Source organism: Kitasatospora sp. NPDC001132 (assembly GCF_053598415.1).
In genome coordinates, this window is the sequence record NZ_JBSFKF010000022.1 from 106,164 (window position 1) to 119,073 (window position 12,910).

General features: G+C 75.3%; 15 protein-coding genes. 6 read left to right on the forward strand and 9 right to left on the reverse strand.

The features are described from left to right. Positions 1 to 2: 2 nt before the first annotated feature. Positions 3 to 785: a dioxygenase family protein gene (locus tag ACWDBE_RS26190; protein ID WP_449809277.1), complete on the reverse strand. Its 783-nt coding sequence runs from the start codon at positions 783 to 785 to the stop codon at positions 3 to 5. Between the two features lie 143 nt (positions 786 to 928). On the opposite strand from ACWDBE_RS26190, the gene ACWDBE_RS26195 reads away from it, so the two are divergent. Then, on the forward strand, positions 929 to 1,396 hold the full coding sequence (locus ACWDBE_RS26195; protein WP_392870016.1) for a MarR family winged helix-turn-helix transcriptional regulator: 468 nt from the start codon (positions 929 to 931) through the stop codon (positions 1,394 to 1,396). Here the strand turns inward: ACWDBE_RS26195 and ACWDBE_RS26200 are convergent. Next, positions 1,393 to 2,733, reverse strand: a complete 1,341-nt coding sequence (locus ACWDBE_RS26200) for an RNA polymerase sigma factor (RefSeq protein ID WP_449789889.1) — start codon at positions 2,731 to 2,733, stop codon at positions 1,393 to 1,395. The genes ACWDBE_RS26195 and ACWDBE_RS26200 overlap by 4 nt on opposite strands. Before the next feature lie 52 nt (positions 2,734 to 2,785). Beyond that, the gene (locus ACWDBE_RS26205) at positions 2,786 to 3,157 is read right to left on the reverse strand and encodes a YciI family protein (RefSeq protein ID WP_449789888.1); all 372 of its coding nucleotides are present in this window, start codon (positions 3,155 to 3,157) and stop codon (positions 2,786 to 2,788) included. Positions 3,158 to 3,407: 250 nt separating this feature from the next. Here ACWDBE_RS26205 and ACWDBE_RS26210 point away from each other — a divergent pair, with 250 nt between their 5' ends. The 3 genes from ACWDBE_RS26210 (at position 3,408) to ACWDBE_RS26220 (ending at position 5,070) form a co-directional block, all read left to right on the forward strand. Then, the gene (locus ACWDBE_RS26210; RefSeq protein ID WP_449789887.1) at positions 3,408 to 3,818 is read left to right on the forward strand and encodes a hypothetical protein; all 411 of its coding nucleotides are present in this window, start codon (positions 3,408 to 3,410) and stop codon (positions 3,816 to 3,818) included. A 146-nt stretch (positions 3,819 to 3,964) separates the two neighbouring features. Continuing rightward, the gene (locus tag ACWDBE_RS26215; protein WP_392868819.1) at positions 3,965 to 4,423 is read left to right on the forward strand and encodes a molybdopterin-dependent oxidoreductase; all 459 of its coding nucleotides are present in this window, start codon (positions 3,965 to 3,967) and stop codon (positions 4,421 to 4,423) included. Between the two features lie 128 nt (positions 4,424 to 4,551). After that, a complete protein-coding gene (locus ACWDBE_RS26220; protein ID WP_449809278.1) occupies positions 4,552 to 5,070 on the forward strand; it encodes a GNAT family N-acetyltransferase in 519 nt (172 codons plus the stop codon). Between the two features lie 114 nt (positions 5,071 to 5,184). Here ACWDBE_RS26220 and ACWDBE_RS26225 read toward each other — a convergent pair whose 3' ends face one another. Beyond that, complete coding sequence (locus ACWDBE_RS26225) at positions 5,185 to 6,213, reverse strand: LacI family DNA-binding transcriptional regulator (RefSeq protein ID WP_449789885.1); 1,029 nt, start codon at positions 6,211 to 6,213, stop codon at positions 5,185 to 5,187. A gap of 109 nt (positions 6,214 to 6,322) precedes the next feature. Between ACWDBE_RS26225 and ACWDBE_RS26230 the strand changes: the two genes are divergently transcribed. Then, positions 6,323 to 6,502: a hypothetical protein gene (locus ACWDBE_RS26230; RefSeq protein ID WP_449809279.1), complete on the forward strand. Its 180-nt coding sequence runs from the start codon at positions 6,323 to 6,325 to the stop codon at positions 6,500 to 6,502. 92 nt (positions 6,503 to 6,594) lie between these two features. On the opposite strand, the gene ACWDBE_RS26235 is transcribed toward ACWDBE_RS26230, so the two are convergent. From ACWDBE_RS26235 to ACWDBE_RS26255, 5 genes are all read right to left on the reverse strand, one after another. Next, positions 6,595 to 7,356 (reverse strand): GNAT family N-acetyltransferase, encoded by a 762-nt coding sequence (locus ACWDBE_RS26235; RefSeq protein ID WP_449809280.1) that lies wholly within the window; start codon positions 7,354 to 7,356, stop codon positions 6,595 to 6,597. A 218-nt stretch (positions 7,357 to 7,574) separates the two neighbouring features. Continuing rightward, positions 7,575 to 8,669, reverse strand: coding sequence for a WD40/YVTN/BNR-like repeat-containing protein (locus tag ACWDBE_RS26240; protein ID WP_449789882.1), 1,095 nt, complete (start codon positions 8,667 to 8,669; stop codon positions 7,575 to 7,577). A 240-nt stretch (positions 8,670 to 8,909) separates the two neighbouring features. Then, the gene (locus tag ACWDBE_RS26245) at positions 8,910 to 10,352 is read right to left on the reverse strand and encodes a dihydrolipoyl dehydrogenase family protein (protein WP_449789881.1); all 1,443 of its coding nucleotides are present in this window, start codon (positions 10,350 to 10,352) and stop codon (positions 8,910 to 8,912) included. Next, positions 10,349 to 10,663 carry a hypothetical protein gene (locus ACWDBE_RS26250; RefSeq protein WP_449789880.1) on the reverse strand — a complete coding sequence of 105 codons (315 nt, stop codon included), beginning with the start codon at positions 10,661 to 10,663 and terminating at the stop codon, positions 10,349 to 10,351. Before ACWDBE_RS26250 ends, ACWDBE_RS26245 begins: the two co-directional genes overlap by 4 nt. Positions 10,664 to 10,911: 248 nt before the next feature. Next, a complete protein-coding gene (locus ACWDBE_RS26255; protein WP_449809281.1) occupies positions 10,912 to 11,646 on the reverse strand; it encodes an alpha/beta fold hydrolase in 735 nt (244 codons plus the stop codon). A 258-nt stretch (positions 11,647 to 11,904) separates the two neighbouring features. On the opposite strand from ACWDBE_RS26255, the gene ACWDBE_RS26260 reads away from it, so the two are divergent. Continuing rightward, entirely contained in the window at positions 11,905 to 12,867 is a 963-nt protein-coding gene (locus ACWDBE_RS26260; RefSeq protein WP_449789878.1) for a helix-turn-helix transcriptional regulator, read from the forward strand. Positions 12,868 to 12,910 lie beyond the last annotated feature (43 nt).

Genomic DNA, 12,910 nt, shown 5'->3' on the forward strand with positions numbered 1-12,910 from the left:
GCTCAGCCCAGCTGGATCGAGCGCTTGGCCAGGCCCATCCAGAACCCGTCGATGACGCTGCGCTGGCTGTCCAGGTCGGCCTCGCCGGCGCCGAGGGTGACGAACAGCGGGGCGAAGTGCTCGGTGCGCGGGTGGGCCAGGCGTCCGGCCGGGGCCTTGTGCTCGAAGTCGAGCAGCGCGTCCAGGTCCTGGGCCGCCAGGGCGCGCCGGCCCCAGTCGTCGAACTCGGCCATCACCGAGGTGACCCGTCCGTCCCTGCTGAGCGCCCGCAGGTTGTGGGTGAAGAAGCCGCTGCCGACGATCAGTACGCCCTCGTCGCGCAGCGGGGCGAGCTTGCGGCCGATCTCCATCAGCCGCTGCGGGTCGAGGGTGGGCAGCGAGACCTGGAGCACCGGGACGTCGGCGTCCGGGTACATCTCCACCAGCGGGACGTACGCGCCGTGGTCGAGTCCGCGGTCGGGGATGTCCTGGACGGGCGTGCCGGGGGCGCGCAACAGCTTGCGCACGCGCTCGGCGAGCTCCGGTGCGCCGGGGGCGGCGTACTGGACCCGGTAGTAGTGCTCGGGGAAGCCCCAGAAGTCGTAGACCAGCGGGACGGTGGTGACGGCGCCGAGGGCGAGCGGGGCCTCCTCCCAGTGGGCGGAGACCATCAGGACGGCCTTGGGCCGGGGCAGGTCGGCGGACCAGGCGGCCAGCTCGCCCGGCCAGACCGGGTCGTCGGCCAGCGGCGGGGCGCCGTGCGACAGGTACAGGGCGGGCATGCGCTCGGGGGCCGCGGTGCTCATGGCGTCCTCCTCGGGACCGTTTCGACCGGTGGGCGGGTCTGGCAGTTCGGGTCAGGTAGTTCAAATTTGAACGTTTACTCCGATCGACGGTACACCTTCGTTCGAATTTGAACAACAGGAGTAGGCTTCACCCCATGTCCTCACTGAACGAACCCCGCTGGCTGGACCGGGACGAGGCGGCCGCCTGGCGGGGCTTCGTCACCGCGAGCAACCTGCTGAACCGGCGGCTGGAACGCCAGCTCAAGGAGGACTCCGGCCTCTCCCACCAGCAGTACGAGATCCTGGTGCACCTGTCCGCCGCCCCCGGCGACTCGCTGCGGATGACCGAACTCGCCGACAAGCTGGTCACCTCCAAGAGCGGGCTGACCTACCAGGTCACCCAGCTGGAGCGGGCGGGCCTGGTCGCCCGCCGCTCCTGCCCCAGCGACGTGCGCGGCGTCATCGCCGAACTCACCGACCAGGGCCGGGAGATGCTGCGCCAGGCCGCACCCGGGCACGTCGCCCTGGTGCGCGAGCTGCTGATCGACGTGCTCACTCGCGAGCAGCTCGCGGTGCTCGCCGAGGGCCTCGGCGCGGTCAGCGCACGACTGCGGCTGGAGGAGGACTCCTAGCCGGAGTCGGAGCCGGAGTCGGGGGAGTCCTCCCGGCCGGAGCCGGCGGAGGCCCCCTTGCCCTCGCCACCCCGCCCCTCGCCACCCTGCCCCCCGCCGAGCGCCGCCGCCCGCTCCAGCAGCAGCTCCCGCTCCCGCTCGTTGCGGGTCAGCCCCGCCGCCCGCTCGAACTCCTCCCGGGCCTCCGCCGCCCGCCCCAGCCGGGCCAGCAGGTCGCCCCGCACGCTCGGCAGCAGGTGGTAGCCGCGCAGCGCCGGCTCCGCCGCCAGCCCGTCCACCAGCTCCAGCGCCGCAGCCGGGCCCCGCGCCATCGAGACCGCCACCGCCCGGTTCAGCGCCACCACCGGGGACGGCGACAGCGCCAGCAGTCGTTCGTACAGTGCGGCGATCGTCCCCCAGTCGGTGTCCGCGTAGCGTCGCGCCCGGGCGTGGCAGGCGGCGATCGCGGCCTGCACCGAGTACGGCCCGGTGCCCGCCTGTTCCAGGGCGTCGAAGCCGCGCCGGATCAGCAGCCCGTCCCAGCGGGCCCGGTTCTGCTCGGCGAGCAGCACCGGCCGCCCGTCCGGCCCGGTCCGGGCGATCGTGCGCGAGGCCTGGAACTCCAGCAGTGCGGCCAGCCCGTGCACCTCCGGCTCGGCCGGCATCAGCACGGCCAGCACCCGGGCCAGCCGCAGCGCGTCCTCGCACAGCCGGGGGCGGAGCAGGTCGTCCCCCGCGGTCGCCGAGTAGCCCTCGTTGAAGATCAGGTAGATGACCTCCAGCACCGAGGAGAGCCGCCGCGTCCGGTCCTCCCCGTACGGCACCTCGAACGGCACGCCCGCCTTCGCCAGCGCCCGCTTCGCCCGGACGATCCGCTGCGCCACCGTCGGCTCGGGCACCAGGAAGGCGCGGGCGATCTCCGGGGTGGCCAGCCCGCCGAGCAGCCGGAGGGTGAGCGCGATCCGCGCGTCCGCGGACAGCACCGGGTGGCAGGCGGTGAAGATCAGCCGCAGCAGGTCGTCGTCGATGTCGTCCGGGGCGGCCGGCTCCGGGGGCGGCACGTCCCCCGCGGACCGCCCCACCTCGGCGAGCTTGCGGGCGTAGACCTCCCGGCGGCGCACCAGGTCGATCGCCCGGTGCTTGGCGGTGGCCGTCAGCCAGGCGCCCGGGTTGTCCGGTACGCCCTCCCGGGGCCACCGCTCCAGCGCGGCCACCAGCGCGTCCTGCGCCAGCTCCTCGGCGATGCCGACGTCCCGGACGATCCGGGCGACCCTGGCGATGATCCGCGCGGACTCGATCCGGAACACCGTCTCGACAGCCGCCGTCGTGGTCCTGGGGGTAACTGCCCTCTCCGTCACGGCCACCCATCAGAGCAGCCGGTGTGGAGGGAGGCAAGCGTCGACGCAGGTGCTACTTCGGCGGCTCCGGCATCTCGTCGATCTGCCGGACCTCGGCTTCCACCGGCCAGTGCGCGGGGTGGCTCTGGAGGAACCGTCGGGTCCACTCCAGGGCCTCGGCGTGGTCCTTGCACTGGAGGATGGCGTAGCCGCCGACGACCTCCTTGGTCTCGGTGAACGGCCCGTCGGTGCAGCTGACCTTCCCGTCGCTCCAGGTCAGCCGGGTGCCCTGGGAGGTCGGGGTGAGGCCGGCGGTCTCCAGCATCACACCGGCCCTGGTGATCTCTTCGAACAGTGCTCTCATTCGCTGCTCGAAGCCCGGGTCCGGCTCCCAGCCGCCGCGGGCGTTCTCGTCGATGCGGATCAGCGCCATGAAGCGCGGCATGGTGACTCCTCGGTCGAGCGGGCGGGGCCTCTCCCCGCCTCTCACCCCTGCGTCGAACGGGCCGGCGCCGGATCGACACCGCCGTGGGGGAAATCCTTCCGGCTCCTCCCCGTCCGCGCTCGGGAGACGGGCCGCGGGACGGGCCGCGCGACGGGCTGGGAGGCGGGCCGGGAAGGGGTGCACCGCTGTGCCGTCCGGGCGGTCCGTGGTCGAATGGCCTGCACGTGCGAGCGGTGGAGGGGAGACACGGATGCTTGTGGACATTCTGGGTGCGGTCGTCGAGATCCTGGGGGCGACGGTCGGCGAGTCGAAGGTGGAGGAGCGCAAGGAGCGCGACGCCTTCGCCGAGGGGCGGGTGGTGTTCTTCGAGGGCTGCGTCACCGGTGCCCGGCCCTACTGCCGCCCGACGGCGGAGTTCCTGCAGGCCTCGGTCGGCGCGCTCGCGATCTCGCCGCTCCGCGCGGCCACCGTGCGGGCCCGCTACCTGCCGAGCGACCTCGTGCTGGTCGAGGTCCGGAAGCGGCGCGACGGCGACCCGAAGACCATCGAGAAGAACTGGACCGTGTTCGAGTGCCTGGACGGGCAGGACGTGGTCCTGATCGGCTGCGCCTCGGGCAACGCGGGCTACGTCCGCCGGGCACTGCGGTTCGAGGGCGTCTGACCGCAGAATCCAGCCGAGCAGGGTGTCTGTCATCGCAACTGCGGAGACATAGTTCTTTTGTCCTGGCAGCTGCGAATGCCTACCTGTCGCCTCGGGTAGTCCTCCTCGCGGGCCACAGTGCCGTGGTCCGCGAGGAGGGAGCACCCATGACCCCGGCGAGACCCACCGTCCGACTCCACGGCCACCTCGACCGCCCCGCCGAACTCACGGTCGCGCAGCTGCGCGCCCTCCCCGCCCGTCGGGTCGAGGTCGGCTTCGACTGCCTGACCGCGGGCGAGCGGCGCCACGGCTACGAGGGCCCGCGTCTGCTGGACGTGCTGCGTGCCGCCCGGCCCCGGATCGACTTCTCCGGCCGCAAGCAGCGGCTGCGCTTCCTGCTCTCCGTGGCCGGCGCCGACGGTCACCGGGCGGTGGTCTCCTGGGCCGAGATCGACCCGGACTTCGGCGACCAGGAGATCCTGCTCGCCACCAGCATGGACGGCGCCCCGCTGGACGCCACCGGCCCGCAGCTCGTCGTCCCCGACGACCACTGCGGCGCCCGCTACGTCAATGCCGTCACCGCCGTCTGGCTCGGCCCCCTCGGCGACCCGCACCCTTCAGTCTGACGCCCGCCCCTCCGTCTGACGCCCGCCCTGCGGCCTGCCTCCCCGCTCCGCGGCCGCCCGCCGGAAGGGGCCGGACGGGGGTCCGAAAACACTCGCCGGAGCCGGGTTTCCATGCCAACATGCCCCATATGGGGACGATTCTGCACGGCGCCTTGGTCACGCTCCGCCCTGCCACCGGCGACGACATCCCGGCACTGGCGGCCATCCGCGGCACGCCCGAGGTGTTCGCCCGCTGGCGGGGCGGCGACGACCTGCTCGGCGAGGTCGCCAACGACCTGGAGTCGCCCGGCACCGAGACCTTCGCGATCGACCTCGGCGGCAAGGTGGTCGGCGCCATCCAGTGGTACGCCAACAACGACGACGAGTACCGGCACGCCGGGATGGACCTCTACCTCGACCCGACGGTGCACGGCCTGGGCCTGGGCACCGACGCCGTGCGGGCGATGGCCCGGCACCTGGTGCACGACCACCACTACCACCGGCTGGTGATCGACCCGGCCGCGGACAACCTCGCCGCGATCCGCTGCTACGCCAAGGTCGGCTTCCGCACCGTCGGCACCATGCGCCAGTACGAGCGCGGCCCGGACGGCACCTGGCACGACAACCTGCTGATGGACCTGCTCGCGGACGAGCTGATCGAAGGCTGAGCCGCCCCATCGGGCCCGGGCGTCAGCCCCATACCGACCCGGGCGCCAGCCCCATGCCGACGCCGGCGCCAGCCCCATGCCGACGCCGGCGCCAGCCCCATGCCGACCCGGGCGTCAGTCCCGCGCCTCGGCCGGCGGGCAGCCGCAGGAGCGCCGGACCACCAGCCGGGCCGGGAAGGTGCGGGCGCCCAGGGCGCGGCGCTCCGGCCCGCCGAGGACGAGTTCCAGCGCGGCGCGGGCCATCTCGTCCTGCGCCGTGGTGACGGTGGTCAGCGCCGGCCCGGCGATCACCGCCTCGGCGATGTCGTCGAAGCCGGCCACCGCGAGGTCCTCCGGCACCCGGATGCCGAGGTCGTCGGCGGCCCGCAGCAGGCCGATCGCCTGGTCGTCCGTCGCGCAGAACACGGCGGACGGCCGGTCGGGCCGGGCGAGCAGGGTGAGCGCCTCGGCGTGCGCCCGGACCCGGTCGAACGGCGCCGGGGTGAGCCGCCCCTCGGTGGGCAGCCCGGCCTCCCGCAGCGCGGCGACCCAGCCGGCCGTCCGCCCGGTGACCGGGTCGTGCGGGCTGAGCGCGAGGGTGCCGCCGAAGCAGTGCACCCCGGCGTGCCCGTGCCCGAGCAGATGGCGGACCACCTCGCGGGCGCCGCCCTCGTCGTCCGCGACCACGGCGACGCCGTCGGGGCTCTCCGCCCGGTGGTGCAGCAGCACCACGGGGGTGCCGTCGGCCACGTCGAAGCCGGTCAGCCCGGAGGTGGCCGGGTCCTGGGTGACCAGGATCAGGCCGTCGACCTGCATCCCGAGGAAGGCGCGGATGTAGTGCGCCTCGCGCTCGTCGGCGTAGTCGGAGTTGCCGATCAGCAGCAGCCGGCCGTGCTCGGCGGCGGCCTGCTCGACGGCGTGCGCGAGCCCGGCGAAGAACGGCTGGCGGGCGTCCGGGACGACCATCCCGAGCAGGTCGGTCCGTCGCCGGGCCATCGCCTGGGCGACCCGGTTCGGCCGGTAGCCGAGTTCCTCGACGGCGGCGAGCACCCGCGCCCGGGTCGCCGGCGCCACCGGCCGCGGCCCGTCGTTGATCACATAGCTCACGACCGCCGTGGACGTCCCCGCCACCCGCGCCACATCGTCCCGCGTCACCCTCGCCATGACCGTTGAGCCTACACAGCCCCTCCGACCAGCCCGTTTTGCCGAGCCTCGGGTCGGATCCCCGTGCGGGTGCCCGGCCGGGCTCCCCGGCCACCCCGACGGGTGCCTGGTGGTGTGGGCGCAGTCCCGGGGAGACCTCGCGACGATCGCGGCGCTGCGCGAGACCAGCATCGTGATCGCCGCGCTGATCGCCACCGTGGTGTTCCGCGAGCGCCTCGGCCGGCTGCGGCTGGCGGCGGCGTTCACCGTGCTGGGCGGGATAGCCGTCCTGGAACTCGCCCGGCCCTGAGACGCGGGGGTGTGGGCGAGCTCCGGGCGGCGAGCCCCGGGTGGCGAGTCCCGGGTGGTGGGCTCCGGGTGGTGGGCGGAGTCCGGGGGCCGTTACCGGGCGGTGTCGGCGTCCGGTACGACGACCGTCAGGGAGGTCTCCTGCAGCAGGAAGCCCAGCGACTCGTAGAGCCGGCGGGCCGGATTGCCCTCGGACACCACCAGGGTCACGTCGGCGAGCCCGCGCGCGGCGGCGTCCCCGATGGCGCGGCGCAGCAGGTCGGCACCGAGGCCGCGGTAGCCGCGCTCCGGGTGGCGGAAGACATCGGCGACCCAGGGCCGGCCGTCGCGGTCGGTGAGGGTCAGCCCGGCGACGACGCGGTCCTCGGCGTCCACCGCGAGCACGCTGGAGGGCAGCACCGGGCCGATGGTCTTCCCGGCCAGCAGCGGGCCGAGCCGCTCGGCGAGCACCTGGGCCCGCTCGCCCGGGTAGTGGTCGACGTGCCCGGCGGGGAAGGCGGCCCGCCAGGCCTCGTACAGCTCCTCGGGTGCGCGGTCGCAGGGCACCGGCCGCAGGCCCTCGCGCAGCGGCGTCTCCGCCCAGTCGGCGGGTGGGGGATCGGCGCGCAGGTCGCGGCGGAGGGTGTGGGCGTGCCGCAGCACCCGCGCGCCCTGCGCCGCCAGCTCCCGGCCGAGCCCGGGAGGGCCGGAGACCACCCAGCCGGGCAGCTCGGCCCGGATGAACCCGGCGGCGTCCGCCGACTCGTCCAGGACCTCCAGCAGGTCGGCCCAGGGCCGTCCCTCCCGCTCGTCCAGCTGGTACCGCAGCACCGGCTCGCCGTCGGTACCCCGCCTGACCACCCAGTCCTCGGCCATGGCCCACCCCACATTCGCACGGTCGTTCGTCGGCGGCCCATGCTCACCGAGGCCTCGCCGTCCGGCAACCGGTTATTTCCGGCCGCCGCCTCGAACTGCCGCCTCGAACTGCCGCCTCCGGCCGCCGCCTCCGGCCGCCGCCTCCGGCCGCCGCCTCCGGCCGCCGCCTCGGGCCGCCGCCGCGGACGGCCTCGGGCCACTCGGACCCCTCAGATCACTCAGGCCACCACCGCGGCCCGGAGGCAGAGCACGTCCGGCAGGTGGGAGAGCAGCAGCGACCAGCTCTCGCCCTCGTCCCGGCTGCCGTACACGTCGCCGGTCCGGTTGCCGAAGTAGATGCCCGCCGGGTCGGCGTCGTCGGTGCGCAGGGCGTCGCGCAGCACGATGCCGTAGTGGTCCTCGCCGGGCAGGCCCTGGGCGAGCTGTTCCCAGCTGGTGCCGCCGTCGGTGGTGCGGAAGACCCGGCAGCGGCGGCCGGGCGGGATGCGGTCGTCCGAGCCGCCGAGCGGGAAGAGGTAGGCGGTGTCGGCCCGGCGCGGGTGGGCGGCCACGGCGAAGCCGAACTCGGCGGGCAGCCCGTCCACGATCGAGTGCCAGCTGTCGCCCCAGTCGTCGCTGCGGTAGACGCCGCCGTGGTTCTGGAGGTAGAGCCGGTCCGGGTGGACGGGGTCCGGGGCGATCTTGTGCACGCACTGGCCGAACTCGGGGTACTGGCGCTCCTCCGGGAAGAACTCGGCGCGCAGGCCGGTGTTGGAGGGCTGCCAGCTGTCGCCGCCGTCCTTGCTGCGGTAGACGCCGCCGCTGGAGACGGCGACCAGCAGCCGCTGCGGGTCGCGCGGGTCGGTCAGGATGGTGTGCAGGCCCTGGCCGCCGTACCCGGCGCCCCACTGCGGCCGCTGCGGGTGGTTCCAGAGCTGTTCGACCAGTGCGAAGGTCTCGCCGCCGTCGGTGGAGCGGAACAGCGCGGCCGGCTCGGTGCCCGCGTAGACGACGCCGGGGGCCTCCGTTCCGGCGGGCTGGAGCTGCCAGACCCGGGTGAGCGAGGCGCCGGTGGACTCCGGGAAGCGGATGGCCGGCTGCGGCGGCTCGGACCAGCTGGCGCCGAGGTCGTCAGAGCGCCAGACCGACGGGCCCCAGTGACTGCTGTCGGCCCCGACCAGCAGTCTGGTCCGGCCGTCGCGCCGGTCGATGGAAACGGAGTAGATCGCGTTCATCGGGAAGTGCGGCCCGCTGAACTCCCACGTAAGCCGGTCGCGGCTGCGGCCGAGAAAGAGGCCCTTCTCGGTTCCGACGGCCAACAGCACCTCGGTCATGCCTCACACCACCTGGTCACGAGTACGCCCCCCGGACGGCCCCCAAGTGCCAGTGTCCCGCCGTCCACCGGTGCCCACACCTCGCCGCGCCGGTCACCCGGGAGGCCGACGGGAAACACCGGCCGTCCGAGAGGCTCGTCCAGGGCTCGTCCGGGGCTCGTCCGGGAGGCTCCCGCGCGGGCTCCCTCGGGCGTTCGTCCAGGGGCTCGTTCGGGGCGCTCGTTCGGGGGCCGCGCGCCGCTACCCCCGGCAGTCCTCCAGCAGCCGCAGCCAGACCTCGCTGATCGTCGGGTACGAGGGCACCGCGTGCCAGAGCCGGTGGATCGGCACCTCACCGACCACCGCGACGGTCGCCGAGTGCAGCAGCTCTGCCACCCCGGCGCCGACCAGGCAGGCGCCGACGATCACCTCGCGGTCCAGGTCGAAGACCACCCGGGCCCGGCCGCGGTAGCCGTCGCCGTAGAGCGAGGCCCCGGCGACGGAGCCGATCTCGTGGTCGACGGTCTTCACCCGCAGCCCCGCCGCCTCGGCGGCGGCCGCGGTCAGGCCGACGGCGGCGACCTCGGGCTGGGTGAACACCACCTGGGGAGCGCCCGCGAGGTCCGCGGACGCCGCGTGCGCGCCCCAGCGCGAGGTGTCCAGCGGGCGCCCCTGGGCACGGGCGCCGATCGCCGCGCCGGTGATCCGGGCCTGGTACTTGCCCTGGTGGGTGAGCAGCGCCCGGTGGTTGACGTCCCCGGCGGCGTAGAGCCACTCGCCGTCCACCCCGAGCACCGTGCAGCTGTCGTCCACCTCCAGCCAGTCGCCCGGCTTCAGACCGACCTGCTCCAGCCCGATGTCGGCGGTGCGCGGGGCCCGACCGGTCGCGTACAGCACCTCGTCGGCGGTCAGCGTCCCGCCCCCGCCGAGGGTGAGGGTCACCGGCCCGGAGCCGTCCGCCCGCTCCAGCGCGGTGACCTCGGTGCCGAAACGCACGTCCACCCCGGCGGCCCGCAGGCCGTCCGCGACCAGCTCGCCCGCGAACGGCTCCATCCGCGGCAGCAGCGCGTCACCGCGCACCAGCAGCACCACCTCGGAGCCGAGCGCCCGCCAGGCGGCGGCCATCTCCACCCCGACCACCCCGCCGCCGACCACGGCCAGACGCCCGGGGACGGTCTGCGAGCCGGTGGCCTCCCGGTTGGTCCACGGGTGGGCCTCGGCGAGCCCCGGCACGTGCGCGGGCAGCACCGGGCGGCTGCCGGTGCACACCACGACGGCGTGCCGGGCGGTGAGCACCCGCTCGCCGCCGTCCTCGGCCTCCACCGTCACCGTCCGCGGCCCGGCCAGTCGGCCGTGGCCGCGGACCAGCTCGATGCCGGTGTCCCGCAGCCAGCTCACCTGGCCGTCGTCCTTCCAGTCGGAGGCGAAGGAGTTGCGCCGGGCCAGCACCGCGGCCGGATCCAGCCGCCGGTCGCCGACCGCCTCCCGGGAGCCGGCCACCGCGCGGGCGTCGGCCAGCGCGGCCACCGGCCGCAGCAGCGCCTTGCTGGGCATGCACGCCCAGTACGAGCACTCGCCGCCGACCAGCTCGGCCTCCACGATCACGGTGCGCAGCCCGGCGGCGACGGTCCGGTCGGCCACGTTCTCGCCGGTGGGGCCGGCCCCCAGGACGATGACGTCGTACTCCTCGGCGGTGCTGGTCATGCCCTGTCCTCCGTCGTCTCGATGGCCACCCCGGCCCGTCGCGCGGGGGTGACGGCCGTGTGCTCACAGGTGTCGAGCGACCGGGCGCGCCGGCCGCCGTGCCGGTCGCCGGTCGGGGCGACCGCACCGGGGAGCGTGCCGCGGCCGCCTACGGTTCCGTACCCGAGCCTGACCCGGGCCGCGCGCCGCGGCCACTCGTCGTGCCCGTCGCGCGCCGTCGGGGTGAGCGGAGCGGCCGGCCCCGGGCCGCCACCCGGCCGGAACTCCGGCACGGCGTCCGGCGGTTCGGTACGGCTGGGCTGCTCGCGCACGGGTGCTCGCTCTTCGCTCGGGTACGGCGTGGGCCCCATCCTGCCCGTCCGCGCGCGGTTGCGCGACGGACGGACACGCCGAGGGCGCCGTGGGGCACGCCGTTGGGCGCGGACGGGACAGTCCGGAGCCCCGGGGCGGACGAACCGGCGGGGACGGGCCGCCACGGATCACCACGGGCCGGCACGGACCACTACGGACCACTACGGACCACGACGGACCGGTACGGGCCGGCGCGGGGCAGGCGGGCTCAGAGCGCGGCGAGCTCCGCCAGCACCGCCGCCGTGTCGGCCGGGCGGGAGAACATCGGCCAGTGCCCGGTGGGCAGTTCGCGCAGCTCCCAGTTCGGCCCGGACATCCCGGCGAAGAACGGGTGCCCGGCGGCGATCAGCTCGTGCACCTGGGCGAGCGGGAAGGAGCAGGAGACCAGCGCCTGCGGCAGCGCGGCCCCGGCGCCGGTCAGCCGCAACCGGCCCCGGAAGGCCCCGGCCGGGTGCGGGGTGGAGCGGGCGCGGATGCGTGCCAGGGCGGCCTCGTCCAGTCCGACCACGCTCGTGCCCTGCTCGGACAGGTACTCCCAGGAGGGCATCGGGAGTCGGCCGTCGACCACCGAGGCCTCGGCCGTCCGCTGGTAGTCGGGCTGCCAGAGGTCGTACACCGAAGTGCCGTCGGCCAGCGGGCCGCTGTCCAGGTAGACCACCCGGCGGATCCGCTCAGGCATCCGGTCCGCGACCCCGCCCACCGGGGCGGCGGCGCCGCTGTGCGCGACCAGCACGACGTCCGACAGGTCCTCCCGGACCACCAGCGCGGCAAGGTCGGCGATGTGGTCCTCCAGTCCGAACTCGCCTTCCTCGGTGGCGCGTTCGCCCACTCCGGGCAGGCTGACGGCGTACACGCGGTGCCCGGCCGCACGCAGCGGCGCGGCCACCTCGTCCCAGGCCCAGGCGCCGATCCAGAATCCGGGGACCAGTACGAACGTGCTCATGGTGGATCACTCCTTCGTCGGTGGGACGTCCGGGGGAGGCGTCGACGGGCCGCGGGAGGGCCCGCTGGGCGCGGCGGGGCGCGGGAGGGCGTCGCCGCGGTGGGCCTCCTCCACCGCCGACTCTAGGATCGGATCAGGACAGAAGTCGCCCGGATTTCCTCCGGGTCGGGCCGGGTGCCGAGCCCGGACGGCCCGAAGGTGGCCCGGACGCGGCCCGGAGGCGGCCCGAAGACGGCGTGGAACAGGAAGGAGCACACGGTGGAGCACCCGGTCAGCCGCGTCCTCGCCCTGCTGGAACTGCTCCAGGACCGCCCCGGTCTGACCGGGGCCGAACTGGCCGCCCGGCTCGACGTGGACGAGCGGACCGTCCGCCGCTACGCCGCCCGGCTGGCCGAACTGGGCATCCCCGTCCAGGCCGACCGCGGCCGCTACGGCGGCTACCGGCTGCGCCCCGGCTACCGGCTGCCGCCGCTGATGCTCGACCCGGACGAGGCCGCCTCCGTCGTCCTCGGCCTGCTGGCCGGCCGCAGCTCGGGACTGTCGGTGGGGGAGGGGGCCGCCGAGACCGCCCTCGCCAAGATCCAGCGGGTGCTGCCGCCGCCGCTGCGCGAACGCGTCGCCGCCGTCGAGGAGACCCTCGGCCTCACCGCCGTCCCCGCGACCGGCCCCGGCCCGGCCGCCGCCGCGCTCTTCACCCTGGCCGAGGCGGCCCGCCGCCGACGCCGGGTGCGGCTCGCCTACCGGGACCGCGAGGACCGCCCCAGCGAGCGCGAGTTCGACCCGTACGGACTGGTCTTCCACTCCGGGCGCTGGTACACCACCGGGCTCGACCACCGCAGCGGCGAGCCGCGCACCTTCCGGCTGGACCGGATCACCCGGGTCGAGCAGGGCGAGGCCGGGTTCGAGCCGCCGGAGGACTTCGACCCGGTCCAGCGGGTCGTGGAGTCACTGGCCGGGGCGCCCTGGCGGCACCGGGTGGAGGTGGAGCTGGAGACCACCCTCGCCGAGGCCCGCCGCCGGCTGCCGCCCGCCGTCGGCACGCTCACCGAACTCGCCGGGGACCGGGTGCTGCTGCGGGCCCGGGCCCAGAACCTGGACGGCGTCGCGGTGCTGCTGGCCGGCCTGGGGTGGCCGTTCACCGTCCGGGAGCCGGCCGCGCTGCGCGCCGAGGTGCGGGCGCTCGCGGCCCGGCTCACCGCCTGGGGCGCCGAGCCGACCTGAGCCGCCGCGGCCGGCGCGGAAGCCGCCGCCGGCCCGGAAGCCG